Here is a 26013-nt window from a genome sequence, read left to right as displayed (position 1 = left end):
CTGTGGGGTCTCACCTGTCCCGCTGCTCCCGCAGGAGTCTCGCACTTCCACTCCAATCAACCTTAAATCGTTTCGTTTTCAAAACAACAGTCTTTACGAAAAGAGCCATAATCTATAAAGTTTTTGTCGATGAATCATACGTTTTTGGAGCAGTGGAATGTGAAAGAATAGAAGGATGGAGCTAGCGTTAAAAAAATACCAAATACATTTGTCGCTGTGCTAATATGAAAGACTGAGCTTATAAAATGGAGAGGAGTTACAAATGAAAATAAATCGATTAATAGCGAACAATATAAACCATTTGGATGCAGCGCTGCCAGACGATCAATCATTAGGAATTGCTGGGTTATCCGGTTCCGGTAAAACGACTTTTTGTCAGACCATTGGGGAAGAATCCAAGAAGCGTCTCGTTTCCTTATTGCCGAAGTCTGAATATCAGTATTTATTCCCTGCTATTATGGAAACCAACTTCAGCGCCATCAAGATGGAAGAAATGCCGCTGGTCCTTTTTCTCGGCAAATCATCCATTTCAGCCAATCCCCGTTCAACCATTGGCACACATACTGGTGTGTTTAAAGAGATTCGTGTTTGTCTTGCTGAAAAATTCAATCTTTCTCCGGAAGTTTTTTCCTTTAATAATGGCTTAGGGTGGTGTCCCAGCTGTAAAGGACGCGGTACGACGAAAAATGTCGAGTGTCCTAAGTGTGAGGGGAAACGCTACAATCAAGACGTCGAGCAATATACCATTGAATTAATGGATCGCCCGCATACTATTTCCGATATCAACAACTTAAGCATTGAAACAATCCTTTCACTCTCAGAGACATTACATATTAGTGAAGCTAAACAGCATATTCTCCAAAATATAATCAATATGAATATTGGTTATTTAGGCTTGAACCGTATTATGGGGACAGTGTCAGGGGGAGAATTAACCCGGCTGTATTTGGCCGAATTCATGGCAACAAGTGAAAATACCGTGATCATCATTGATGAAATTTCCGTCGGTCTTGATCATCAAACCCTTTTGAAAATATTGGAACAGATTGAGCAATTAGGTAATAAAAATCAAATTTGGCTCATTGATCATTCAGACACGGTGTTAGATAGCACGGATGAACAATTGTTCTTTGGACCTGGCAGCGGTAAATATGGTGGGAAAATCGTTGAGGAATCACCGCGTCCCAAACCAATCAGCTGGGAACGAAATGAAGCGACGCCAACGGAATACTATCAATTTCAGGATCTATACTGCCGTAATATTCAAATGGAGGAAATCCGGATTCCAAAGAATAGGCTCGTTACCTTTACGGGTGAGTCGGGATGCGGTAAATCCACACTTGTCAATGAATGTATCTCCAAGGATTTTCAGAAGCGGTATCCAAAGGATAAGCTGGTCATGGTCGGGCAGGACCGAAACAAATCGATCACCAGTCGATCAACCGTTGCGACATTTCTTGATATTAAAAAGAAACTCACCAAATACAGTGATGAGATTGATGATATTTTTCTGCGTTCGATTGAAGATATCATCGAAGAATTGCCAAAGGAGGACATCGCCCATAAACGCTTGAGCTTATTGATCAAACTTGGGCTTGGTTATTTGACGTTAGAAAGAAAAACACAAACACTATCGACAGGTGAATTTCAATGTGTCCACTTAGTTTCCGAGCTGTTCGCGAAGACAAGAAACCCACACACGCTGTTCATTTTTGACGAGCCTTCAAAAGGGTTATCGCAAAACATTTTGAACCAATTCATCGATAGTGTCAGGGTCATCCTCGAGGATGAATCGGTCTCCATCATCATGATTGAACATAATGGTTATATGCTGGAAAGCTCGGATCATATCGTTGATTTCGGTAAAAGACAGCTTGCACCTGTCCAACATCTTGACGTTGTCAGTCATGATGAGCATTATCGTCACAAAGACAGTGGAGATCGAGCGGAGCCATTGCATATCTCTTCCACACTTCGGTCAAAAAATGGCATCCATTATTTACAGGAAAATCATCTCGACTATTTCAAAAAGGCAGAGAATGTCTATAAGGGCGGGATTTTAAAAAGCTTATCACCAATCGCTCGTGTGATTTATGGTGAATACGAGTCAGACACGATTGCACCTGTGATCGCCATCGATCTTGAACGGCACTTGTACAGCCAATATACGTTTCTTTTTGAAGTGGGCGGAATGATCAACCATATAGTCGCTGCGCATCCGACCAATAAAGATACAAGAAGCTTTGATTTCTATTCTGCAGAAAATCATTGTCCAAGCTGTTCGGGCCGCCGGGTCATTGAAAAATTTGACTTTGATGTCGTCATTCAAGACAAAAACGTGCCATTCTGGGATGGCTTATTACATCCAGACGTGATGGAAGTACTGAAATACTATCAACATTCAAAACTGCAATTCCTGTTTGATGAGATCAAGAATGAACTCGGTCACGACATCAGTAAAAGCTATAATGAGATGACAGATGCAGAAAAGCAGACCTTCTTATATGGATATTGGGAAAAGTCCTTTTATGATAAAGCAGGCAAGGCATCAAGAATTTGGGAAGGCTTCAATTTCATCATTGGACGGTATATGTTCATATCGAAATCGATCATTAAAGAGCAGATGAAAGCATCAAAAGAAATGATCGCCTGTCCTGTCTGTCAAGGAACGATCCTGAACCATCATAAAAAACTGGCATTTGGTGATACAGACATTCGTGAGATCATCCAACAGCCAATTGATCAAGTCATCAAAATTGTCGGGAAGCTGCCGGAACTGGAAAAACTAAAAGCGATTGTGGGCGGCGATATCGCACTCACTGATGATGTCTCATTCCTTCCACGTGAAACAAAAGCAGCGTTGAAAATGCTCGAACTGGAACTGGCAAGCCTCAAAGGCTATGAAGTGGTCTTACAAAATACCCAACCATTTTGGGGCAGCATTAAAGGCAATCTCGAAGCAATCAGCAGCAAAAACCAGATCACCATCTGTGACTTTGCCGATATTAACGAAACAAGAGAAACCATTATTGATAAATACTTCACCAATGGCAAATACAAAAAACTAACCTATGTCTATGAAACATTCGGCTACAAAAAAATCGTGACCCAAATCAATAAAATTAAAGCAAGTCATAAATGCCCATTCTGTAATGGAAAGAAAGTCATTTCAGAAGATAACCTCCATGACGGCGTATATAAATTAACGATACCGTGTGTGAGTTGCCATGCCAGTGGCATCAATGATGAAGGGCGTAAAGCCATCGTCGAAGACATCAACGTCCAGACCTGGCTGACAGGGAAAGTAAGCGATGTTGTGGCTGAAAGTGAACGTACCGAGGCCGTTGCCGATATCCCCATCTTCGCCCGGATTCGTGAGCTGAACAAACGAGATATGATGGCCGTTTATCAATGCCTTGAACAGAAAAAATAAATAATGACAGCACTCTATTGCAAAAAGTCCGCCGATAATGGCGGACTCATACTGCAGACAACTCGATGAAAATCGGGTTTGTCTACAATTTTTATAGGTTTTTAAACTTTGACCGTTGATTTCCACTCCAGGCACTCGCTTTCCGCGGGCGGTCCGGGAGCCTCCTCGTCGCTTTTGCTCCTGCGGGGTCTCCCCTGGACTCGCTTTTCCCGCAGGAGTCTCGCACCTTCCGTTCCAATCAACTTTGTTTTAAATTTAGATAGAACCCCTTTTGTCTACAGACTAAAAGTCCGCCGATAATGGCGGACTCATACTGCAGACAACTCGATGAAAATCGGGTTTGTCTACAATTTTTATAGGTTTTTAAACTTTGACCGTTGATTTCCACTCCAGGCACTCGCTAAAAGTCCGCCGATAATGGCGGACTCATACTGCAGACAACTCGATGAAAATCGGGTTTGTCTACAATTTTTATAGGTTTTTAAACTTTGACCGTTGATTTCCACTCCAGGCACTCGCTTTCCGCGGGCGGTCCGGGAGCCTCCTCGTCGCTTTTGCGCCTGTGGGGTCTCCCCTGGACTCGCTTTTCCCGCAGGAGTCTCTCACCCTCCGTTCCAATCAACTTTGTTTTTGAAATTCAGATGAACCCCTTTTGTCTACAAACTAAAAGTCCGCTGTTAATGGCGGACTTCTGTTTGAATATAAAAGAGGTTCAGAGTCCGAATAGTGATGAAGGTCGAACAGGAACGGTCGAATACTATGTGGGGAAGGTAGAATACTGTGCGTGAACGGCCGAATATTGTTTGGTTTAGGTCGATAAACTGCGTCAATAGCCCAAGACAGTGCAACTGGTCGAATAAAGTGCTCCGGTTTTAATGTTTTTTACTGTATTCCTCATTGGATTGAAGAAATTTGCGACACTCCTGCCGAATAACTGGCTAGCCGAGACCCCACACGCGCTTGCTTTGATGCGGCTTGGCAGGCAGTCGGCAGAAAGGGAGCGGATTTTTGAAATTCACCGGTATATTTTTTAAATAAAAAAACTACAGGCAAATTCGCTTTTCTTCGGGTTTGTCTACAGTTTATTAGGGTTTGTACAATTTAAACGTTGATTTCCACTCCAGGCACTCGCTTTCCGCGGGCGGTCCGGGAGCCTCCTCGGCGCATTTGCGCCTGCGGGGTCTCCCTTCGACACGCTTTTCCCGCAGGAGTCTCGCACCCTCCGTTCCAATCAACTTTGTTTTTAAAATTTAGATAGAACCCCTTTTGTCTACAAACTAAAAGTCCGCTGTTAATGGCGGACTTCTGTTTGAATATAAAAGAGGTTCAGAGTACGAATAGTGATGAAGGTCGAACAGGAACGGTCGAATACTATGTGGGGTAGGTGGAATACTGTGCGTGAACGGCCGAATATTGTGTGGTTTAGGTCGATATACTGCGTCAGTGGCCCAAGACAGTGTTGCTGGTCGAATAAAGTGCTCCGGTTTTAATGTTTTTTACTGTAATCCTCATTGGATTGAAGAAATTTGCGACACTCCTGCCGAATTACTGGCTTGCCAAGACCCCACAGCCGCTTGCGGTGAGGAGGCTTGGCAGACAGTCGGCGGAAAGGGAGCGGATTTCTGAAATCAACTGAACTTATTAAATAAAAAACTGCAGGCAAACTGAGTTTTCATCGAGTTTGTCTACAGTCTGAAGCCCGCGGATAATGGCGGGCTTTTTTAATAATCCTCTTGATAAACGGGAAGGGTTATTGAAATCGTTGTTCCCTTATTCAAAAGGCTAGTTATATGAAGTGTGCCATTCATCGTTTGAATGGTCTTGACAGCTACCATTGATCCCAACCCTGTCCCTTTTTCTTTGGAACTGTAATAAGGTTCGCCAAAACGATTTATTTGTTCCTTGTTCATGCCTATTCCATTGTCACTTATTTCGATAATGATATCGAAATTATTTATATAGGAAACAATGCTAAGTTCCCCGCCGTCAGGCATTGCCTCTATACCATTTTTAATCAGGTTCAGGAAGCATTGCTTGAAATGTTGAACATTCCCCCGGGTAATGCCTGGAGCCAACTGTTCAGATATCGTAACTAAATTCATGCTGGCCAATGGTTTTATCATTTCAAGTACATATCCTATTTCACGGTTAATTGAAATGGTATCCACTTTTTCAAGTGCAGGTTTTGCAAATGCCAAATATTCACTAATAATGGATTCTGCACTATTAAGCTCTCTGACAACATGCTGTATATATTGTTCCTTTACTTCTTGAGTAAGATCAGGAGCCTTTAGCAGTTGAACAAATCCTTTCACAACTGTTAAAGGATTTCTAACTTCATGTGAAATACTGGCCGCAAGCTGACTGACTACCTCCATTTTTTCAAGCCGTATCATTTGTGTCCGGATTAAAATGGCATCTTTTAAAATTTCCATGATATATACAGCTAAAGCGATAATGAAAGGAGGGAGGATGATAAAGTAAAACAAATACGCCTCCGTTATATGAAAATAATCAGACATACCGAGTGAAATAAGGCTGGTCATTATTCCTAGAAACAAAATTAATAGTATCGAGCCATTTAGCTTATTTTTTCGATTGGACTGATTGAATTTGGAAGAAAATAAAGCAGTTATAATAAAGATAACGATATAAACAAGTAACGTAAGGAAATTGAAACCATAAAAAGCAAACCTAAAAGTTAATATGATGACTAACAGGGCAGCCCCTACAGGCCAACCACCATAAAGGGTCCCTATTATGAAAGGAATTTGCCTGAGATCGTGGACACAATATTCATCTATATAAATAGGAAACTTCATACATAATATAATAGGAATGCTCATGCATGCAGTAATAAGGGTCTTGCCATACTGACTTAACCTTTTGCCATGATCTAATAAAAAATAATAAATCAAAATACTTACCAAGATATAAAAGAGGTTATCTAATATGTTTTGATTAATATAAATAAAATTCATTGGATTCTCCTGAAAAAGTAACCGTTTCGTATATTATACAAGAATAACAGTAAAAAAGAGAATCTTAATAAAGTAATTTATTTACAGAAAGACATTTAAATTCAAAAAAAGAGTCATTTATTGATCTAGGTGGAAAATGAAACTTATATAATGATTTATCAGCTGGAAAGTTGGTTTTACATAATAAAGGAAATATAATGTAGGTAGAGGTGATTTCATTGAAAAAGTGGACAAGGGAAATAGAAATAGACGCCCCGATTGAACAAGTCTGGAAGTTTCTTGATGGTTCTGTAGAAAATATGCAAAAAATCATGCCTCAAGTAGTTGAACAGAAGCCCGTTAAAATAACGGAAGAAAAGGTTGGAAGTGTATATCACCAAAAGTATCGAGAAGGAAAACGAACGGAAGAGTATGATATAGAAACATTGGAATATTTGAATGAAACGAATGAGAAAAAGCTAAAAGTGGGCTTCATACTCGCAAAAATGTTTGAAATTACAGCCTTTTATGAACTAAATAAAATCAATGACAATCGAACTTCCTTTACATATACAGTCACCAGTCGCCCATTAAAGTGGTTTTTGAAATTACTTTTATTATTTGCCACCGATAAAGTGGTTGTTGAATTCTTGGAACGTGTCAAAAGGGTAGCTGAAGCAGAAACAAGTGAATCATGAATTAATTAAGTCAATCTTCCGCATTATAGGGGGCATACAACTTGCCTATGTTGGAGGGGATGCTTTGATCGTTTCATTCCACTGCAGGCACTCGCTTTCCGCGGGCGGTCCGGGAGCCTCCTCGGCGCTCTTTGCGCCTGTGGTGTCTCCCTTGGACACGCTTTTCCCGCAGGAGTCTCGCACCTAAGCAAAATCTATTAGCCCCCATACCGTAATGACCTATACATCACAATTAAAGCCACTTACTAACCTAGACAACTGAAGAACTCTTATTGAGGTCAGTAAAGTTGTTTCTGAAAAACAAATGTTTAATGACCCTTCCATGGGAACGTGCCCATTATATGTAAATATATTAATCTTCAACCCTTGGTACTTTTAGTGTCAGGGGTGTTTAATTTGCGGGGAAAAAGGTATCACAGAGAGGAGTAATCGGTTCACAACTTTTTTACCTATCTAATTTGTGAGTGGACGAAAAAAAGTAAAATATTCCATATGTGAAAATCCTGAATTTAATTTTGGAATCTATTAATCTGGATTTTTGAATATTATTACATAAAGGAAAAGCAGGGAGAAGAAAATGAAAAAACTGGCGATGGTGATAGGTAGTTTATGTGTTTTACTGAATATGAATATGTTTAAATTGGATTCGAATGCTGAAGTATCTGCAGGAATAGATATAAGTGAAGAAAAAAAGTATAGAAGTAAACGATAATATGGAAGATTTGCCTTTGGATTTACTCGGGAACTTGAAGGTATTTCCCCCTTTTAAGAGAACCATATATGAAGTAGAGTTTGAACAATTCTAGAGAAGCACTTGTAATAGGAATTTTAGGGATGAAGATAGAGACTTTGGTTATCAATAAGTTTATTCTCACTCATATTTACTAAAGGGTTAGGGGGACAACATATTGAAAAAGTTTTTATTATCATTGTTAGGTGGAGTCATAATTGGAGGAATTATTTGTTACGTTTTTATGGATTATGAGACTTCGAACTATGTAATTCAAAATTATAATGGACTTGATGAGAAAGAAATTAAAGAATGGGATTTTTCTTATATCACACAAGCTGGTTTCATAATTTTGATTACCACTCTACTGATTTATTTATCTTGGGTCGCATTAGAAAAGCGTGTAGATAAAAACAAATAAATATCGTTACGCTTTATTACTAGCAAGTATTAAATCCTGTACAGTTATAATAGAATTGGAATAGACTATGAGGTACCTGGTCTTCCTGTATTTACTAATTGTTTTGCAATCAAACCCCGCTTCCTTGGCAATAGCAGTTTTTGTCCCTCCTTTTTAATGTGATTTTCTAATCATAAAAAATTCCCTAGTCTTCAGCATCGTCTCAAATACTCCAACTCTTTTATTTGATGAGCCGATGAGCATGTATCGTTTACCTTTCAAAAAAAACAATTGTTTGTGAAATCCCCTTCAATTCTTGAATAAATATAGAAACTCTTCTAAAATATATTTAGTCCATAATTTTACAGTGAATAAAAATATTACATATAAATGAAATCTAGTTATAAGAAAAGAAGTTGAAAGGACTTTCCATTATGTCGATGATTTACGAATCTCAAACACTAGTTTCCGCCATGCAAACGCGTGTCGGGCAATATAAGGACCTAAAAGAACAGCTCACTGAATTAAAAAAAGGATTTGAGAGTATCGTTCATTTGGATGATGAGCTGCAGGGTCAAGGCGCAGAGGCAATCAAAGGATTTTACAAAGCACAGATCGATGTCGTGGATTCCTGGCTGCGTCTGATCAATCGGCATGTTGCCTTTTTAAGTGGAATTCAAGGAGATACAATCGAAGCGAACCTGAGTGAAACCGTGGTTACGGTCCCTTTTTTAGAGGAAGAGCTGGAAAGCGCCAGTCGAAATTCAAAGGAAATGGTCACAGCCCAAAAAAATGATCTGAAAAAAATATTGGCTGGAATTGATGATATCATTCAGTTAGAGCCCTTTTCCGATGATGCGTTCTTTGAGAACATGGAGAAAGCTGAAAGGAATCGGAACGAAACGATAGACAAAGTAAACGAGATCGATCATAAGTGGACGGCTGAATATGCTAAATCCGAAGCGGACCAAGCGGCAGTGACGGCACTCATGGAGCAATTGAAAATATCCAGTACAAGAGGAGGAGTAGTGTCCCCTCTCTATTTTAATGCAACAGCGTATAAAAATAGTGAAGCCTATAAAAACCTGGAAGTCAGGAAAAAAGAAACCGCGCAATATCTGAAGGTTAAGAAAGAGGAAGCGGAGAATCGCCGGATCAAAGACTTGAAGGCACAACTCGAACATGTCACAGATCAGGATGAGTTCCTCAAAATCGCCAAGCAAATCGGGTATGAAAACTTAGCGCCCAACCAGCAGCAATATGTCATGCAGCTAGAAGCATCCAAGCAAACGGCTGACATTGCTAAAGGAATCGGCGTAGGCCTTTATGATGTAGGGAAAGACTTCGTGACAGGAGTTTGGGACTTTGTCACAGATCCTGGCGAAACGGTTGAAGGTGTAGCCAATTCAATCATGCACCCGATTCAAACCTATAAATATATATCCAAATCCATCTCCGACTCATATGAACGGGATATGGTAAATGGAGATGCCTATTCCCGGTCTCATTGGGTAACCTATGCCCTCGGAACAGTCGTCACATCAGTAGTAGGAACAAAAGGCGCGGGAGCCATAACGAAAACTGGGGTAGCGACTACAAAAGCGGCTGCAGTTAAAGGTGCAACGAAGGCAAAAGAGCTGGCCACTATCCCTAGCCTATTGCCATACAACCCTAAAAACCAACTGTCGATGGCAGGTGGGGTACCTTATAATGTGGTTAATGGTGCGGGGTTGAAGGATCAGCTAATTTCTATGGCGAAAGTGGAGTCTGAGGTTAGTGGTAGGGGTACGGGCAAAGATTTAAGTAAGAGTCCAAGGTATAAGCCAGGGTTTGTAAACGAAAGCTTTAAGTTAGATAGAAGTCTTCAAACACAGACCAAGCTTATGTATAATAAAGGGGCAATAGGTGTAATCCCTAAAGAAATAAGAGATAAACTAATAGGCAAACAATTTAATTCCTTTGATGATTTTAGAAAAGAGTTTTGGAAGTCTGTAGCAAATTCAAGCTTTGCTAAGGAGTTTAACACCCGAAATGTTTCAAGGATGTTAGTAGGAAATGCTCCCATTGCTCCTAAAGTTGAACATTATGGCAAACATAAGTCATATATACTTCACCATAAACAGCCCATAGACAAGGGTGGAGAAGTATACAATCTTGATAATTTAATGATTACTTCACCAAAAATGCACCAAGATATTTTAGACCCTGCTTATCATTTTGGAAAGAAAGGGCAGTAATTAAGAGGAGGCAGAAAAAATGAGTAAAAAGTTATCTAAAGAGGAATTAGTTGAACTAGTAAATAAAATATGTAATCCTATGCTGTCTGATGAAGAAGTAAGTGAATATATAGAAGTTTTAGAAGACAATGTTCCTCATCCTGCCCCTAGTGACTTGATTTTTTGGAATGATGAGGATTTATCACCAGAGGAAGTAGTAGAGATTGCCTTAGCATATAAAGAAGAAAAATAAATGTATTTAGAACACGTATTATTAGAACCTTGAATGGCTATTTACCATTCAAGGTTTCTTTTGGTTGATATGCTACTAGGTGAAGAAGCAGCAACAATGAAATAAAGATATTTTTGGAGGATTCTATGGATAATAAGGAAAAAGCAATAAAAATCTATGAATTAATTAAGAATGGTGATATAGAACAAGCAAAAGAGATCATTATTACTGATAAAAGTTTGCTTGATTTTGTAACACCTTTTGGAACGTGGCTACACGTTACGGCTAGAGCTGGTAAACTGGATATGATGAAATTTCTAGTTGAATCTGGTATGGATATTAACATAAACGAAGGCGTACCAAAGTCAGCGACTATTGCACATGCAGCTAGTGAAGGTGAAATTAGTATTGTAGAGTACTTACTTGATAATGGTGCAATATTAGATGTTAGTGACCCGAATAGAAACCCTTTATTCTCAGCGATTTATGGTGGGCACCTTGATATTGTAAAGTATCTTGTTCAGAATGGTATTGATATTAATATTAAATATACTGGGGATACTATGAAAGATAGGGGAGCTTATGAATTTGCTATTGAAAGAGGGCAAACAGAAATTGCTGAATATTTAAAGCAGAAGTTGGATGAAAAAGAATAGTTTTTGTAACAATATAAGTTATGTCAAAAACGAAAGAAGCTAGGCGAGATGGCATTTTAAGCTTACTAAGTATCGTTACAAGGAACAAGCTATAAACTTATGAAATTAAGAAACGCTCGTTGATTTAAAGATAAGATTTGTAATGAATACTTTATATAGCTAACGATAAAGCATTTGATTGTCTTTGAGGCGACAAATGCTTTTTGTTTTTTTTTGAAATTTAATTATAGGAAAACATAATATTATATCTTTAGAAAGTGTTAAAAATCAATTGAAATCAGTTTATACGGCAGGTTCAGACTTAGATGATATTATAGATATATAGAAGACCTTGGAAATAAAGGAGAAACTATATGGATAAAATTCAAATTGCGAAAGACATTAGAGGTGCCATAAAAAGTGGCCAATTGGATACTTTAAGAGATTTGCTTGAGCAAGAACCAGGAATGTTAACATGGATGACACCCTTTGGTACATGGTTACATATAGCAGCAGCTTTTGGACAGTTAGAAATAATAGAATATCTAATAAATGCCGGGATAGAAACTAATGTACAGGGGGGAACTTTTTCTACAAATGCCCTCGAAAGAGCAGCTACAAAAGGGCATTTAAATATTGTCGAATATCTCATTAATCAGAATATTGAGATTGATACAAGCGAACCAGATAGAAATCCTCTGTTTGCTGCAATATATGGTGGTCATTTTGAGATTGTTAAATTGGTAGTTGAGAAAAATATAGATATATCTATAAAATACTCTGGTGACAACATGATAGATATGGATGCTTATGCATTTGCCATTGATAGAGGACAAACAGAAATTGCTGAATATTTAAAGCAGAAGATGGATGAAAAAGAATAGAAAAGAGAACTGAAAAGGAGGAAATAGTTAAGGGATGGAAAATAAACAAGTTGCAAAAGAAATTCGTTCGGCTATAAAAAAAGGCAATATTGAAAAAGTAGTTGAATTAATCGGCTCTAATGCTGAACATTTAAATATGATGACTCCTTTTGGTACGTGGCTTCATGTCGCAGCTTATAGAGGAGAGTTAAATATAGTTAAAAAACTAATAGAACTTGGTTCAAATATTAATATGCTAGGTGGAGTATACGGTGGTGGAGCATTGAACGAAACCGCTTCTGCAGGGCATATTGATATAGTAAGCTATTTGTTATCTTGTAGAGCTGATATGGACGTAAGTGAACCAGAAAGAAACCCATTGTTTGGTGCAATTAGTAATGGACATGTTGATATTGCAAAACTATTAATTGAAAGTGGCATAGATACAGAAGTTAAATATAGTGGTGAATTTATGAAAGATATGGACGCATTAATTTTTGCAAGGGAACAAGGGCAAGAGGAAATCGTTAAGTTGTTAGAAAACCAAAAAGGGGATCAACTCGTATGAAATATTCATATGAGTTTAAGAAAGATCCATTTGGCGATTTAGGAATAATTTTGCCGGAAGAAATTTGTCTTTTCTCAGATTTTATTGAAAATATAGCAACAGTAGAACAAGTCGATGAATATATAGAATATATCGAAAAGGTTTTAAACGGAACATATGAGGACTTTGAAATTGAATTAAATGCTACAAGTGTACTCATAAAAAAAGATGTAACAATTGTTGAAAACTTTTATAGAATTGAAAAGCCTCATGAAAATACGATAGAAACAAAGCAATTTATAGAATTACTATTAGTATGGCGAGATAAAATTCCAGAAATATTTAAAGGATAAATTTTGCGGACCTCGATTGATAAAGTCAGTCGAGGTTTTTTTATAACTAATATAGAGTTGTAAAGTTACCCGAAAGGAATGAATGAAACAGTATAAATATCATCATCTCAAGGATTTAGGTGGAGAGCCTTGCAATAGGATATCTAAGATTAGAAGGGTGATTTAGTTGAATTATTCTAAGTTACAAGAATTTATAAAGGAATATGGTCAAGGCGATGATTTTACAGGTGGAGTAAGTGAAGACAAAGTAAAAGAAACTGAACAAAAATTACAAGTCTCATTACCGGAAAGTTACAAGTGGTTTTTAAGAAATTATGGTTATGGTGGACTTTTTGGTGTGGAGATTATTGGATATGGTTTTACGGGTCCAGCAGTAGTAGATGCCACTAAAGATTATCAGAAGTATTATAAATTAATTGACGGGATAGTGGTTATAGAAAGTGTTGATGAATTTGCTTACTGTCTCGATACTAATAAAATGAAAAATGGAGAATGCCCAGTGATCCTTTGGGATAACCAAGAAGGATATGGTTTTACAACTGCTGATAACTTCCTAGATTATTTGATCGAAAGCCTTGAAGAGGCAAAAGAAAACTGGGATGAAGATGAAGAAGATTGGTAAAAGCTGAGGGTATAGTTATTTATCATGATCTGCTATAAAGTAAGAAATGTTTTTATATAAGAAGAAGTGGATAGAGCCTTTCGAAAATCAAAGGAACTATCCATTTTTTTGTTCATTTGGAGCTATGGTACACCAAAAAAGGAACAAAACAGCTAGGAAAAAGAATTAGTCTCAATTTCTAACCTTTTGCCTTACAATCCTAAAACGCCAACTATTGTTTGAAGGGGGATTACTGAATGAATAAAGAGGTATTAACAAATTTTATTAATGAAAATAAGGAATCAGATGACTTTACAGGTGGAGTAGATGAAAGACAAATCAATGTCGTCCAAAATGAGTTAGGGGTGGAATTACCAGAAAGTTATAAGTGGTTTTTAACGACCTATGGTTCTGGTGGATCATTTGGTGTGGATATTTTAGGAGTGGCTAAGTCAAATAGAGCTCCTGTTGTTGTTAACACGAAGAGTTATAGAGATCTAGGATTGGATAAGGATTTAGTAGTTATTGAAGATGCTGGAGAATATGTTTATTGTCTATATACAAGCAAAATGGAGAATAATGAGTGCCCAGTAATAGCGTGGAATAGACAAGGCGGACTTGATGACTACAATACAGCAAAGAACTTTCATGAGTTTTTATCACAAAGGTTATTGGATGCAAAAGACGCATGGGAAGAAGATTTTTAAAATAGATAAATAGAAGCAATTACAAATGGGACATGCCTTTTAGGTTTATGTGGAAATTAATTGGGGAGTTAAAAATATATAAGAAACCGTAGCTTCGAAAAATTGCATAAAAGGATGTGAATATAAATGAATAATGATATACCTCTTAAATCAGAAACTCCAATATTAGGAACAGATCATACTATTTTAGATTTCTGGCAATGGGGATTTTCAAAAATATTAACAAACAACCTAAGAGGAATTTTTGCTGAGTTTTTAATTGGAACTGCTCTTGGCTGTTTAAATCAATTACGAGTTGAATGGGACGCATTTGATTTAGTTTATAAAGACATGAAAATCGAGGTGAAATCTTCTGCGTATATCCAAGCATGGCATAAGGAAAAGTATTCAAACATCAGTTTTAGTATTGGGGCAAAAAAAGAATATGATTATGAAACAAATACATATAGCCCGACCATAAAACGGCATGCAGATATATATGTCTTTTGTTTACTAAAAGAAAAAAACTTAGAATTAATTGAACCATTAAATACGACACAATGGGAATTTTACGTTGCATTAACTAAAGACTTAGATATACATTTTCCACATCAAAAAACAATATCTTTAAGTTCACTCAAAAAAATAGCTCAACCAAGTACATATGAAGAATTAAAGCAGATAATAGATGGTCTGGTGTAGGAGTTTTTTTACGTCTCTTGGTGTTATGGAGTAATCATAATTATAAATATTTAATAATATAACAGCAAAAATGGTCTATTAAGAAATATGTAAAATAAAAAAGTTAAAGACTTACTTGAACTACTCGATGAAGTAAGAATAGAATATATTTTCCTATCTGATAAAATAGTTGAAGGGAAACCTTAGCCTTTTAGAAACAGCCATTAATGTTGTATTGTTCTACAAGTTATTGATGATAAAATACATCTAAAAAATTCTATTCTATACAAGCACAGTCAGGAGCAAATCATGAACATCGAGAAAAAGCTAATTGTCAATTCAGACAAGGGTAATTTATTAAATGAATTAATTTCTGCTATAAATGAGTGTGAAAAGTTTTATTTCAGCGTAGCCTTTATTAATTATAGTGGTCTTCAGCTGTTGTTGGATACTTTCAAGAACGCGGAGAAAAGGGGAGTAAAGGGAAAGATTATTACTTCTACTTATCTGAATTTTACTGAAGCGAAGGCTTTAAAGAAAATAAATGAGTTTAGTAATATCCATTTGAAGATTTTTGAAACAGATAAGGCGATTGGTTTTCATACGAAAGCGTATATTTTTGAATTTAAGGATAGTTATAAGGTGATTATTGGTTCTTCTAATATTACTCAAAGTGCCCTTAAGAGTAATATTGAATGGAATGTTGAGATTATTGCTAAAGAGGATGCTCAATTTCTTAAAGATGTTCTTAAGGAATATGATGGCTTATGGAACAGTAGTGTCGTAGCGGATGACAATTTCATTAGTAAGTATGAAGAGTTTTTGAGTAAATTAAAGGGCTATACGAATGCTCAGCAATTTATTTATGAAAGCTCTGAATATATCATTCCAAATAACATGCAAAAACGTGCGGTTGAAAACCTTGAGAGAATTAGGTCGTTTGGGGAAAAGAAGGCCTTAGTTATAGCAGCAACAGGAACGGGTAAAACATATATGTCTGCTTTTGATGTAAAGGGATTCAAGCCTAAAAGATTACTGTTCATTGTACATAGAGAAGAAATATTAAAAAAAGCAAAAGAGACCTTTGAAAAGCTCCTTCCTAATGAAAAACTGACTTTTGGATTACTGACTGGAAATCAAAAGCAAAAAAATGCTGATTATATTTTTTCTACCATACAAACGGTGTCTAAATGTTACGAAGAATTTAAACGAGACGAGTTTGAATATATTATTTTTGACGAGGCCCACCATGCAACCAGTCCTAGTTATCAAGCAGTACTAGAATATTTCGACCCACAATTCACATTAGGAATGACAGCTACTCCAGAGAGAAGCGATCAACAAAATGTCTTTGACTTATTTGATAATAATGTTGCCTTGGAGGTTCGTTTACATGAGGCTTTAGAGGATGAACTGGTTATTCCCTTTCATTATTTTGGTATTACCGACATTGAGGGAATTGATTTAAGTGATGTAGATATTGACGATGTAGCGGAGATAACGAAGAGATTAAAGGTTAACGAAAGAGTCGACTTTATTATTAAGAATATGAATTTCTATGGCCATGACGGGGACAAAAGAAAAGGTTTAGGGTTTTGCGTAACCGTGGAACATGCACAATATATGGCACAAGAATTTAATAGTAGGGGAATTCAAAGTATCTGTTTATCTGGAATTGACTCAGTTGAGCTGAGATCACATTATATAAATAGATTAGAAGATGATCATGATGATTTAGAATTTATTTTCACCGTTGATATTTTTAATGAGGGTGTTGATATTCCTTCTGTAAATACTGTATTAATGTTAAGGCCAACTAATTCTCCGATAGTTTTTATTCAACAGCTAGGACGAGGGCTTCGTAAACATAAAGACAAGAGTTTCCTAACGGTATTTGATTTTATCGGGAATCATAGTAAAACGTTCTTAATTGCCATCGCTTTGAATGGTAGTCGATATTATGATAAAGAGAGCTTGAAGGTTGCTATAGCGACTGGTTTTGCAAATATTCCAGGTTGTACACATATTCAAATGGATAAAATCTCGGAAGAACGGATATTGGCGCAGATTGATAAGGAAAACTTTAATTCTTTGAAGTATTTGAAGGAAGAGTACTTTGAATTTAAGAAAATGAATCAAGGAAAAATTCCTTTCTTATTAATGGATTATATGAAATTTGATGGAGCTCCAGATCCGATTAAGTTTATTAATCGCGAAAAAACATATTTGCAATTTGTAGCAAAAGTAGAAAAAGAGGATTCCTTGAAAAGGCTATTACTAGACGAGGCTTTTGAAGGAGTATTAAGGGAATTATCGAGTAAGCTACCTTTAAAGCGAGTGTATGAATTTGCTATAGCTAAATATCTATTGGAAAATGATGAGATTTCTTTAGAAACCGCAAAACGTGAGATATTGAAGTTAGTTAAAGAGGTAGATGAAGATAGCGTATTGCATGCCTTTCAGTGTCTAAATCAGGATTTTTATGATCCTGGTCAGAAAAAGAGGAACTTGAAGTTATTTGCACTTGAAGATGGCCATTTAACTAAGACAGCTTCTTATCATAGGGTTCTACAGAATGAAGAATATAGAACGTATATCGAAGATCTTATTATTTATGGAATCTTTAGATATGAAAAGGAATTTAAAGAAGACTACTATGGTTTGCCACATTTGAAGTTGTATGAGCAATATCAAATGGGTGATGCCGCATTACTATCAAATTATCGCAAAAGCCATAGTGCCTTTAGGGGTTCTGGTCTACTTTCGAATGGAAATGACTATTTCTTATTTATTGATTTACACAAGGAAGAAGATATTAAAGAGAGCATTAATTATCACGACGAATTTATAAACGAACGCATTTTTCAGTGGCAGACTCCAAATAGTACAGCGCCAAGTTCTGAGAGAGGAAAGAATATTGTTTTCAATCAGGATAGAGGGATACATTTACATTTATTTATTAGAAAGTATAAAGAAATAGATGGAAAGACAGAACCTTATATTTATATCGGGAAGGGTAACACCGTGGAATATGAAGGGGAAAAGCCAATTACTGTTACTATGGAATTAGAGAATGAGGTCCCAGCTAGTTTATATACGGAGTTCACTAAAAGAGTATAGTCTTCTCATTTGAGAAGACTATTTTTTTCATTTATTAATTGCTCCACAGCTGGAATGTCAGCAGGAGCCCATTTTAGAGAGCTTAGATTCTCTCGCTTTAACCATATCAGTTTAGAATGCTCATTGGCAGTTGGGGTACCTTCAATGATTCTACATTTTATAGACAATAAGTTAATAATAAAGGTTTCATACTCATGCGTATTATCATTAAAGATTGAAGTCTCTGTTTCAACCTTGCATTGTAATTCTTCATCAATCTCTCTTTTTAAAGCAGTAAAAATATCTTCGCCTTTCTCTACTTTTCCACCTGGAAATTCCCACATGTTCGGGATGCTCATTACTGGAGAGCGTAACGCACATAGTATTTCATCTTTTTCATTTTCAATGATGGCTGCAACTACTTTAACTTGCTTTTTCATGTTATCCTCCTATAGGTTTGCTCTATGTAATCATACCATTACGGTATGTATAATTAAAAGAAACTGAAGGGGAATAATCAGAATAGAACAGTGAGATTGAAAGGCACTAAGGCTCATGAAAAATTGATTGTTTTTCTAGCGCATTTAAAGATAATGATTTAATGATTGTCATGTAAAATCCTCCTTATAATTTTTTACCTTACAATTCTATAAGGGAGGATTTACTAACTTTTTTACAACCTATATGAAGTTTTTTATTGGATTAGTGTACAAAACCTTGCACAATTTGGGAAATCATAAAAACCAACAAACTTGAAATAATAGCCCCGACCAAAATATTATAGCCTGAAATGAAATCATTATAGAATCCAATTGTTCCGATCAATAAAAAAATCAGAATAAAAACATATGATATAGAGAGGGAAACTAGAATCTTACGAAAAATACGTTGATCTGCAACAACGTAACTACTGTTCCACTTATCATTTCTTTTCTCGACTAAGAAATTAATTATTTGATAACCAATAACAAGAGAAGCTATGCCCCACATAACCCAGAAATTACTTCCTGATTCATCTACCAAAATTGAATAACATGAATATCCAAAGGAAAAGAATAAGCATATATAACCAACTAAAATCATCCACTTTTTCAAACGCATAAATATCCCTCCTGATTTTAATCTGTTTTTTCTTCTAAAAAGAATAATTTATCGATTGGTTCATTTAATACAGCAGAGAGCATTAAAACAATTCCTATTGAGGGTTCGTATTTTTGTTTTTCCAAAGCAACAATGGTTTGTCTATGTACACCTATTCGATCCGAAAGTTCTTCTTGGGTAAAATCATGTAATCTTCGAAAATACCGCACGTTGTTTTTTACTTTTCCTCTTTTCAAATTTTTCACCTCTTATGTATAGTATTATATACAAAATGGATTAAAAAGAATACATTTTAAAGGATAAAAAGAATTGAATTGGAGAAAAAAATGAGCCAGTCATGCCTAACCTATATGATCAAAAAAGAGACATCCCCAAAGGAATGTCTCTTCCTCCCCGTTTCTTGGCGAACGCAGACAGGAGTCCTTAATCATCTATTACAAAAAATATTGACTATTGGAAATATCCTGGTTAGAATAGGGGCAAGAATTGAAAGGAGCGATAAACGTGGCATTTTTACAACTATACTGATATACACACATATTATGGAAAAAACCACTTTGCATAAGGGGTTATTTGCTGTGTGTATAGGATGGATATGTTGTAGGAGTTTTGTCGTTCTACCGGATATCTATGCCGTTTTTTAGTACACAGAGCCTTCTGTGTACTTTTTGTTTTGGAGGGATTTAACTTGATGATGTTACTTTTCTATGGATGCGAGTTTGGGAGTTGAGCTCTTTTCGATTACATGGTCATTCAGCGGTTACTTTGAAGGTGGGGGGAATGTAAATTGCAATTTCTATTATTCTTTTGATGCGAGCTTGAAATAGAAGCTCGTATCGATCCAAGCTATCGATACGAAATCACAAATTTCGGAGGTAGCGAATATGGAACAAATATGCTTTGAATTGGAAAATGTCGAAGTGACATATTTAGATAAAGAGATATTGAAGATTGAACGATTGGCTGTACATCAATTTGACCGCATCGGGATTGTCGGGAAAAATGGTGCAGGGAAAAGTACGTTATTGAAGTTACTTGCTGGAAAAATTCAACCGGCAAGCGGAAAAGTAAAGGGGTACGTTGATCGTGGCTATTTTGAGCAAGTAGAAGCGCCTGCTGTTGCAGAGGCTGATCCAGCGTTACTGGGAAGATTAACAGTTCCGCGAAATTCAGGGTCGCTAAGCGGCGGTGAGCAAACAAGGCTGAAGCTTGCCCAATTGTTTACCCACTATTTTGAAGCGTTACTTATCGATGAGCCGACAACTAACTTGGACCAAGACGGCATTTCGTTTTTACTTGATGAATTACGCTATTACTATGGTGCGCTTGTATTAATTAGTCATGACCGGGCTTTATTGGATGAACTTGTAACAACGATTTGGGAAGTGCATGAAGGCAAGGTACACGTATATTCAGGAAATTACAGCGAGTACATGGCACAGAAGCAGTTACAACGTGAACAACAGAGGCAGGCTCATGAACAATTCATAAAGGAAAGAAGCCGGCTTGAAAAAGCAGCGCAGGAAAAAATGAAAAAAGCTGAAAAAATTGCTCAAGCTGGAAGGTTATCGAAAAAAGAGGCGAATGCAAAACCGAATAAGACGTTCATGACGAAATCGAAAGGCACAAGCCAAAAAGCCGCACAACGTGCAGCGAAGGCAATTGAGCAGCGAGCGGAAAAGCTTCAGGAAGTCGATGCTGTACAAGAGGAAAGGCGAATCGTATTTCGCCAGTCAAAGCAATTGGAATTGCATAATAAGTTCCCGATTATGGCGGACCGATTGACTCTTCAAGTGAAGGGAAAAGTATTATTGGATGAAGTGAGTTTCCAGCTGCCGCTCGGTAAAAAAATAGCCATCACAGGCAGAAATGGCAGCGGTAAAAGTACTTTGCTTCACCATATTGCAAATGATGGTGCAGGCTTGGCGCTTTCTCCAAAAGCGAAAATTGGTTACTTCCGTCAAATGAGCTACCGATTTGCAAGAAATGAAACGGTACTGCAATTCCTGGGAAACCGTTCAGAATATGATGAAGGATTTTTAAGAAGCGTCCTTCATTCGATGCAGTTTGTCGGAACGGATATACTGAAAAGTGTTCAAGCATTAAGTGGCGGCGAAGCGATTCGCCTCCAACTTTGTCGCTTGTTCTTAGGGGAATACAACATTCTGCTTTTAGATGAACCGACCAATTTTCTGGATATTACGGCCATTGAAGCATTAGAACGATTTATCGCGGCATATGATGGGACGATCATATTTGTATCCCATGATCAAGCGTTCATAAACCATGTAGCCGATCTTCAGTATAAAATTCAGGAGAAGAAATTGGTTCAAGTGTGATTTTACGTTCATGCCAAAATAAGCCGATGGGACCATTCCATCGGCTTATTTATCATCATTCCCTAAACACATTAAGGATGAATCATAACCGGTGTCCCGATTGGAACGATCCTAGATAATTCCTCCACGTCCCGATTATGCATGCGAATACAGCCTTTTGAGACGGCTTTACCGATCGAGCTGGGGTCATTCGTTCCATGAATGCCGTAGTGCTCCTTGGATAGACTCATCCATATTGTACCGAATGGGCCTCCGGGGTTTGGGGCTTTGTTAACGATGATGAATTTTCCTACTGGTGTACCGAACAGCATTCTTCCAACAGCAATTGGATATTGTTTTTGCAGGACTCCATTCTTTAGCAGCCTTAGCTTACGATTGTTAACGGACACATCGATTCTAAATGGAATGGTATCAGGAGGGGGAAAACCAGGGATCATGATGGGCTGACCAGGATAAATGACATTTGGATTGATGTTCGGGTTAGCATTGATGATTTCCGATAGCGGTTTCCGGTAGTCCCTGGATATCTGTGTCAGTGTTTCACCCGGTTTAACTGTATGAATCAGTCTGAACACCTCCATAGGTTATAGTTGTCATGTTTCATTCTATGTGATTTTTCAAAAGTGTTTCGTAACTCGCTGTTATCTGTTTTTAATGAAACTAATATGTTAAGTAACTTAGCCGAAAAGAAACCGAAATGAACTTTTGATAAAATAAGTTTTTATCGAGATGGATTTTTTGTTAGTTAAAGAGGGGGAATAAGGGTGGAGGAACATGTGAAAAAGGCTTTAGTGGAATGGAATGAAGAAATCAGTGATGTGTTAAATGGGATAGAAAAAGAGTATGAAGAAGTTAAGCGTGATCTTCAGGTTTATTCCTATAAATTCAATATTACCAAGCAAGTGGTACAATCCACTATAAATGATGAAATCATTCGAAATATCCGTGAGCTCTATCATAAACCTTTTGAACAAAAATTGAACGAATTGAAAGAATCAATAAAAGAGCTGGAAGAAAAGAGAAAGGTTTTTCAAATGTTTGTCGATAAAATTGAAAAGGTCAGTGAAAGAGAAGAAGGAAAACCGCAAATATCAGTCATATAAGGCAGGCAGCGAAGGCTAGGATAAGCATAGCGACTCTACTATTCTATACACAAAAACCATGGCAGCGAATGTAACTGCTTTTTTTTGCTGGAATTGGCAAAAAAGCGGGCCCTTGTTTACCCTAACATCTACCAGGGTACACTACCCTATAAAAAGGAAATGGGGGGATTCTATGTGGAATGCGGTCTTTTGGGGAGGGGTTTCGGGTTCTGCTGTCCTGCTTGGCGCACTAGCCGCCATTTTCATCCCGATAAAGAAAAACATCATTGGCTATATTATGGCTTTTGGTACAGGTGTATTGATCGGTGCAGCGGCATATGAGCTGCTTGCCGATTCGGTGAGTGATGGAGGAATCTGGGCGACGGCAATCGGATTCATAACAGGGGCCGCCGTATTTACCGCCTTGGATTTTCTTATTTCCCAAAAAGGTGCGGATAAAAGGAAACGGTCCAATAATAGCTCCTCGAAGGAAGCGGGCCTGGCCATTTTCATCGGGACGGTGATGGATGCCATACCGGAGTCGATCATGATTGGCGCAAGCTTAATAAGCGGTGGCTCGGTAAGCTGGTTATTGGTCATTGCCATCTTCATCAGTAATATTCCGGAGGGGCTCTCAAGTACGACTGGTCTCCTCAAAAGTGATTATTCGAAGAAGAAAATCATGCTGCTGTGGTTTTCCGTATTGCTCATTTCGGCACTATCCTCGATGTCGGGCTATCTATTCCTCGATCATGCCCCGGACTATATCCTGGCAGCGATGGCAGCATTTGCAGGCGGCGGCATCATCGCCATGATTGCCTCAACGATGATGCCTGAAGCATATGAAGACGGAGGACCGGTGACGGGCATATTCACCGCCGCCGGCCTGCTTATCTCTTTGGTTCTGGATTCGATGTGATAACGATAAAGTGAGATTGTCCCCTTGGAAGGAAAGGGGACAATTTTTTTTGTGAAAATCTATCATAGTACGAAATAAGGAAATCTATCTTAAAAGAATAATTGTTGGTGTTAAAATATCATTTCAAATCATACACTCTTCATATAGATTTTAGACATTGAGGAGATGTTAGAAATGAACTTCGGGATGCGAATAGCGAATATGCTGGCCGATAATATAAATGGCTTCATTACATTCGTCCGGGAAAATCATGAAAATGAAAATAATTGCTTTTGTTTAAATAGAGATAAATTGTATCAATTGAAGCTTCTTGTCGAGGAGTTCAAGTTTCAAGTATTGGCAGATGAACTTAAACGAATCAATCAGTTTACCTGGGATGAAAACTACACCCATTTATTGGTTGATAGATTCAGGAAAGGGATGGGCATCATTGAAGAGTACGTTGAAAACAACTACAGCGATTTATTCATTTTTACCGCTAGACTCTATACGTTGAATAACCTCAGCATATTATTTTGCAACGAGGAAGAATCGGGCACAGCCCTCAGCGAATAAAAGAAGAGCACATATTATCGTATCTAATATGTGCTCTTCTTTATTTCATTATAGGGTAGTATGCTTCCGGGCCGGCCTTATTTGCTTGGCATCGTGGAGATATATTTTTTGACCACTTCATAAACATATTCTTGATTGGCTGCTGCTGTATTCGGGTTATATTTACCGCCATTCACCTTATTATTGGATAGCACTCGTATACCTAAGAAGGGAACATCGTAAGCTTTGGCGATTTGCGCTGCCGCAGCTCCTTCCATTTCCTCTACAGATGTACCATATTTCGTATGGAACCACTTAATCCGATCCACTTCATTATTCCAAACGTCTGCAGAACCGATAGTGCCATCGACAACCTTACCTTTTGTGTAAGTATCTTTAACTGCATGGGCAGCTGCGAGTAGATCCTTATCTCCCTCGTAGAAGCGTGGTTTTTCAGCGTTAGGATCTTCTCCTGCACTTCCTTCAGAAGCCATTAGGTCCATCGGTTTCCAAATGGTTGGATCGATTCCTTGTTTTTCAGCTTTATCAGCCGTTTTTAATGAACCTAGGTTTACCGTTCTTTTTCCTAAAACGATATCAAAAACGTTTAAGCTTGGATCATGTCCGCCTGATGTCCCTTGATTGATGATGGCAATAGGGTTATATCTTTCAATGGCCAAAGCTGTAGCGGCAGCTGTGTTTTCCATCCCTTTACCTGTTTTTGCAACGATTACAGGATAATTGTCTAACGTTCCAATGTAAAATACAAAATCCCCTGATTTTTCTTCTTTAACATTTTTTAACCTTTTCGCGAAATTTTCAGCTTCAATTGGCATTGGACCTTGAATCATGATAGGCCTTTGAGTCTTTTTTTCGACCGTTTCATTTTTGGAAGCAGAACTGCATGCGGCAATCACCGACATGAAAAGTAATGTAATGATTCCTAATATCGTGTACTTTTTGAACATGTTTTTTTTCATATAATTTCTCCTTAAACATATTATCCGATTGTTTGATGCACTCGCAGTTGCGGTCAAAGAAAAAGGTCCAGAACGGCAGAATGATTACTGCCTTCTAGACCTACGATAGTCAAAGTAAAGATGATTAAGCAAAATGATTAGCTAAATCATGCGCTGCTCAAGAAAGCGGGCAGCCGAATACTTTAACTCGTAGTCTAGTTCTTTCACTGGGAACCAGGTAGAAACGCTCAGACCATATTTCCGAGCATATACGAGTAAATTACGATTATTACTTTGCTAATATAACAAACGAATGATAGATAATCAATAAAAAAGTGAACGTTAAAATATAAAAATAATTTAATGTTCGTGTTTTATAGGGTTGTGATTTGTTTGAAACGTTGATTGGAACGTAGGGCACTGGCTTTCCTCGGATGGTCGTGGAGCCTCCTCGGCTTGCGCCTTTTGGGTCTCCCCTAGACGCGCATTTCCCGCAGGAGTCTCGAACACCCGCTTTAATCAACTGGACCTTTTTAAATGAAAAGACTGTAGCCGAACAGTGTTTTTAAAACAAGACTTGCTTATCCTTCATGGTTTACTTTTTATATTGGATGAAACCTATATTGGATGGAGGAAATTTGCGACACTCCTGGCGAATAACTTGCTAGCCGAGGAGGCTTGGCAGACAGTCGGCGTAAAGAGAACGGATTTCTGAAATCAAACTGGAACTTTTTGTTAATAAAAAGACTATAGGCAAACTGACTTTTTCTCGAATTTGACTATAGTCTGGAGAGGGGCGGAATGGCCTCATCTCGAACCATATAGGGATAGATGGCGGGTAGCTAATACTAAAGAAAACAGCATGAAAACTATGGGTAAAACGATCTTTTTCACAAAGTTTACCTCATCTTCTATGATTTGTATTTTAGTTATATAATAAATAAA

The 26013-nt window shown here is 37.5% G+C and carries 25 protein-coding genes, 1 pseudogene and 1 riboswitch; of the genes and pseudogenes, 20 read left to right on the top strand and 6 right to left on the bottom strand.

All coding sequences use genetic code 11. The features are described 5' to 3' along the window. Positions 1-262 precede the first annotated feature (262 nt). From QNH43_RS21850 to QNH43_RS21840, 3 genes are all read left to right on the top strand, one after another. Positions 263-3433 (top strand): ATP-binding cassette domain-containing protein, encoded by a 3171-nt coding sequence (locus QNH43_RS21850; RefSeq protein WP_283915650.1) that lies wholly within the window; start codon positions 263-265, stop codon positions 3431-3433. An 875-nt stretch (positions 3434-4308) separates the two neighbouring features. After that, the gene (locus QNH43_RS21845; RefSeq protein WP_283915649.1) at positions 4309-4467 is read left to right on the top strand and encodes a hypothetical protein; all 159 of its coding nucleotides are present in this window, start codon (positions 4309-4311) and stop codon (positions 4465-4467) included. Between the two features lie 455 nt (positions 4468-4922). Further along, entirely contained in the window at positions 4923-5069 is a 147-nt protein-coding gene (locus QNH43_RS21840) for a hypothetical protein (protein ID WP_283915648.1), read from the top strand. 85 nt (positions 5070-5154) lie between these two features. Here the strand turns inward: QNH43_RS21840 and QNH43_RS21835 are convergent, their stop codons facing one another. Next, positions 5155-6414 carry an ATP-binding protein gene (locus tag QNH43_RS21835; RefSeq protein ID WP_283915647.1) on the bottom strand — a complete coding sequence of 420 codons (1260 nt, stop codon included), beginning with the start codon at positions 6412-6414 and terminating at the stop codon, positions 5155-5157. 218 nt (positions 6415-6632) lie between these two features. Between QNH43_RS21835 and QNH43_RS21830 the strand changes: the two genes are divergently transcribed. From QNH43_RS21830 to QNH43_RS21770, 13 genes and pseudogenes are all read left to right on the top strand, one after another. Further along, positions 6633-7091 (top strand): SRPBCC family protein, encoded by a 459-nt coding sequence (locus QNH43_RS21830; protein WP_283915646.1) that lies wholly within the window; start codon positions 6633-6635, stop codon positions 7089-7091. A 577-nt stretch (positions 7092-7668) separates the two neighbouring features. Continuing rightward, on the top strand, positions 7669-7803 hold the full coding sequence (locus QNH43_RS21825; RefSeq protein WP_283915645.1) for a hypothetical protein: 135 nt from the start codon (positions 7669-7671) through the stop codon (positions 7801-7803). 196 nt (positions 7804-7999) lie between these two features. Continuing rightward, positions 8000-8242: a hypothetical protein gene (locus QNH43_RS21820; protein ID WP_283915644.1), complete on the top strand. Its 243-nt coding sequence runs from the start codon at positions 8000-8002 to the stop codon at positions 8240-8242. Positions 8243-8655: 413 nt separating this feature from the next. Next, on the top strand, positions 8656-10458 hold the full coding sequence (locus QNH43_RS21815) for a ribonuclease YeeF family protein (RefSeq protein ID WP_283915643.1): 1803 nt from the start codon (positions 8656-8658) through the stop codon (positions 10456-10458). Positions 10459-10477: 19 nt separating this feature from the next. Beyond that, positions 10478-10690: a bacteriocin immunity protein gene (locus QNH43_RS21810; protein ID WP_101223243.1), complete on the top strand. Its 213-nt coding sequence runs from the start codon at positions 10478-10480 to the stop codon at positions 10688-10690. Between the two features lie 125 nt (positions 10691-10815). Continuing rightward, a complete protein-coding gene (locus tag QNH43_RS21805; RefSeq protein WP_283915642.1) occupies positions 10816-11325 on the top strand; it encodes an ankyrin repeat domain-containing protein in 510 nt (169 codons plus the stop codon). A gap of 353 nt (positions 11326-11678) precedes the next feature. Beyond that, on the top strand, positions 11679-12188 hold the full coding sequence (locus QNH43_RS21800) for an ankyrin repeat domain-containing protein (RefSeq protein ID WP_283915641.1): 510 nt from the start codon (positions 11679-11681) through the stop codon (positions 12186-12188). Positions 12189-12222: 34 nt separating this feature from the next. Beyond that, positions 12223-12717: pseudogene (locus QNH43_RS21795) on the top strand (ankyrin repeat domain-containing protein); the annotation flags it as partial. Between the two features lie 14 nt (positions 12718-12731). Then, entirely contained in the window at positions 12732-13067 is a 336-nt protein-coding gene (locus tag QNH43_RS21790) for a tRNA-Val4 (protein ID WP_283915640.1), read from the top strand. Positions 13068-13233: 166 nt separating this feature from the next. Beyond that, on the top strand, positions 13234-13689 hold the full coding sequence (locus QNH43_RS21785; RefSeq protein WP_283915639.1) for an SMI1/KNR4 family protein: 456 nt from the start codon (positions 13234-13236) through the stop codon (positions 13687-13689). A gap of 236 nt (positions 13690-13925) precedes the next feature. Then, positions 13926-14375, top strand: a complete 450-nt coding sequence (locus QNH43_RS21780; RefSeq protein ID WP_283915638.1) for an SMI1/KNR4 family protein — start codon at positions 13926-13928, stop codon at positions 14373-14375. Positions 14376-14501: 126 nt separating this feature from the next. After that, on the top strand, positions 14502-15056 hold the full coding sequence (locus QNH43_RS21775) for a hypothetical protein (protein WP_283915637.1): 555 nt from the start codon (positions 14502-14504) through the stop codon (positions 15054-15056). A 288-nt stretch (positions 15057-15344) separates the two neighbouring features. Beyond that, on the top strand, positions 15345-18155 hold the full coding sequence (locus QNH43_RS21770) for a DEAD/DEAH box helicase (protein WP_283915636.1): 2811 nt from the start codon (positions 15345-15347) through the stop codon (positions 18153-18155). Positions 18156-18160: 5 nt separating this feature from the next. Here QNH43_RS21770 and QNH43_RS21765 read toward each other — a convergent pair whose 3' ends face one another. The 3 genes from QNH43_RS21765 to QNH43_RS21755 all read right to left on the bottom strand — a co-directional run bounded on the left by QNH43_RS21765 (position 18161) and on the right by QNH43_RS21755 (position 19480). Next, a complete protein-coding gene (locus QNH43_RS21765; protein WP_283915635.1) occupies positions 18161-18574 on the bottom strand; it encodes a (deoxy)nucleoside triphosphate pyrophosphohydrolase in 414 nt (137 codons plus the stop codon). Between the two features lie 262 nt (positions 18575-18836). Next, complete coding sequence (locus QNH43_RS21760) at positions 18837-19235, bottom strand: hypothetical protein (protein ID WP_283915634.1); 399 nt, start codon at positions 19233-19235, stop codon at positions 18837-18839. A gap of 17 nt (positions 19236-19252) precedes the next feature. Beyond that, the gene (locus QNH43_RS21755; RefSeq protein WP_283915633.1) at positions 19253-19480 is read right to left on the bottom strand and encodes a helix-turn-helix transcriptional regulator; all 228 of its coding nucleotides are present in this window, start codon (positions 19478-19480) and stop codon (positions 19253-19255) included. Positions 19481-20119: 639 nt separating this feature from the next. Here QNH43_RS21755 and QNH43_RS21750 point away from each other — a divergent pair. Beyond that, on the top strand, positions 20120-21574 hold the full coding sequence (locus QNH43_RS21750; RefSeq protein WP_283915632.1) for an Msr family ABC-F type ribosomal protection protein: 1455 nt from the start codon (positions 20120-20122) through the stop codon (positions 21572-21574). A gap of 71 nt (positions 21575-21645) precedes the next feature. On the opposite strand, the gene QNH43_RS21745 is transcribed toward QNH43_RS21750, so the two are convergent. Continuing rightward, positions 21646-22140, bottom strand: a complete 495-nt coding sequence (locus QNH43_RS21745) for a L,D-transpeptidase family protein (RefSeq protein WP_283918421.1) — start codon at positions 22138-22140, stop codon at positions 21646-21648. 198 nt (positions 22141-22338) lie between these two features. On the opposite strand from QNH43_RS21745, the gene QNH43_RS21740 reads away from it, so the two are divergent. The 3 genes from QNH43_RS21740 to QNH43_RS21730 all read left to right on the top strand — a co-directional run bounded on the left by QNH43_RS21740 (position 22339) and on the right by QNH43_RS21730 (position 24130). Further along, on the top strand, positions 22339-22677 hold the full coding sequence (locus tag QNH43_RS21740) for a hypothetical protein (protein WP_057276953.1): 339 nt from the start codon (positions 22339-22341) through the stop codon (positions 22675-22677). Positions 22678-22849: 172 nt separating this feature from the next. Next, a complete protein-coding gene (locus tag QNH43_RS21735) occupies positions 22850-23575 on the top strand; it encodes a ZIP family metal transporter (protein WP_283915631.1) in 726 nt (241 codons plus the stop codon). A 174-nt stretch (positions 23576-23749) separates the two neighbouring features. Beyond that, entirely contained in the window at positions 23750-24130 is a 381-nt protein-coding gene (locus QNH43_RS21730) for a hypothetical protein (RefSeq protein ID WP_283915630.1), read from the top strand. A gap of 77 nt (positions 24131-24207) precedes the next feature. Here QNH43_RS21730 and QNH43_RS21725 read toward each other — a convergent pair whose 3' ends face one another. Further along, the gene (locus QNH43_RS21725; RefSeq protein ID WP_434060213.1) at positions 24208-25032 is read right to left on the bottom strand and encodes a 5'-methylthioadenosine/S-adenosylhomocysteine nucleosidase; all 825 of its coding nucleotides are present in this window, start codon (positions 25030-25032) and stop codon (positions 24208-24210) included. 227 nt (positions 25033-25259) lie between these two features. Next, positions 25260-25363: riboswitch (purine riboswitch) on the bottom strand. Positions 25364-26013: the final 650 nt, after the last annotated feature.

Source organism: Peribacillus simplex, assembly GCF_030123325.1.
GTDB classification, from domain to species: domain Bacteria; phylum Bacillota; class Bacilli; order Bacillales; family DSM-1321; genus Peribacillus; species Peribacillus simplex_D.
This window is presented reverse-complemented; position numbering and strand designations above follow the sequence as displayed.

Excerpts from the sequence above, each read along its gene's own strand:
- QNH43_RS21780 (WP_283915638.1), top strand. The coding sequence starts at position 13,926 with ATGAATAAAGAGGTATTAACAAATTTTATTAATGAAAATAAGGAATCA.
- QNH43_RS21775 (WP_283915637.1), top strand. The coding sequence starts at position 14,502 with ATGAATAATGATATACCTCTTAAATCAGAAACTCCAATATTAGGAACA.
- QNH43_RS21760 (WP_283915634.1), bottom strand. The coding sequence starts at position 19,235 with ATGCGTTTGAAAAAGTGGATGATTTTAGTTGGTTATATATGCTTATTC.
- QNH43_RS21725 (WP_434060213.1), bottom strand. The coding sequence starts at position 25,032 with ATGTCGGTGATTGCCGCATGCAGTTCTGCTTCCAAAAATGAAACGGTC.
- QNH43_RS21805 (WP_283915642.1), top strand. The coding sequence starts at position 10,816 with ATGGATAATAAGGAAAAAGCAATAAAAATCTATGAATTAATTAAGAAT.
- QNH43_RS21845 (WP_283915649.1), top strand. The coding sequence starts at position 4,309 with ATGTTTTTTACTGTATTCCTCATTGGATTGAAGAAATTTGCGACACTC.
- QNH43_RS21765 (WP_283915635.1), bottom strand. The coding sequence starts at position 18,574 with ATGAAAAAGCAAGTTAAAGTAGTTGCAGCCATCATTGAAAATGAAAAA.
- QNH43_RS21735 (WP_283915631.1), top strand. The coding sequence starts at position 22,850 with ATGTGGAATGCGGTCTTTTGGGGAGGGGTTTCGGGTTCTGCTGTCCTG.
- QNH43_RS21835 (WP_283915647.1), bottom strand. The coding sequence starts at position 6,414 with ATGAATTTTATTTATATTAATCAAAACATATTAGATAACCTCTTTTAT.
- QNH43_RS21825 (WP_283915645.1), top strand. The coding sequence starts at position 7,669 with ATGAAAAAACTGGCGATGGTGATAGGTAGTTTATGTGTTTTACTGAAT.
- QNH43_RS21850 (WP_283915650.1), top strand. The coding sequence starts at position 263 with ATGAAAATAAATCGATTAATAGCGAACAATATAAACCATTTGGATGCA.
- QNH43_RS21750 (WP_283915632.1), top strand. The coding sequence starts at position 20,120 with ATGGAACAAATATGCTTTGAATTGGAAAATGTCGAAGTGACATATTTA.
- QNH43_RS21810 (WP_101223243.1), top strand. The coding sequence starts at position 10,478 with ATGAGTAAAAAGTTATCTAAAGAGGAATTAGTTGAACTAGTAAATAAA.
- QNH43_RS21790 (WP_283915640.1), top strand. The coding sequence starts at position 12,732 with ATGAAATATTCATATGAGTTTAAGAAAGATCCATTTGGCGATTTAGGA.
- QNH43_RS21800 (WP_283915641.1), top strand. The coding sequence starts at position 11,679 with ATGGATAAAATTCAAATTGCGAAAGACATTAGAGGTGCCATAAAAAGT.
- QNH43_RS21815 (WP_283915643.1), top strand. The coding sequence starts at position 8,656 with ATGTCGATGATTTACGAATCTCAAACACTAGTTTCCGCCATGCAAACG.
- QNH43_RS21840 (WP_283915648.1), top strand. The coding sequence starts at position 4,923 with ATGTTTTTTACTGTAATCCTCATTGGATTGAAGAAATTTGCGACACTC.
- QNH43_RS21770 (WP_283915636.1), top strand. The coding sequence starts at position 15,345 with ATGAACATCGAGAAAAAGCTAATTGTCAATTCAGACAAGGGTAATTTA.
- QNH43_RS21730 (WP_283915630.1), top strand. The coding sequence starts at position 23,750 with ATGAACTTCGGGATGCGAATAGCGAATATGCTGGCCGATAATATAAAT.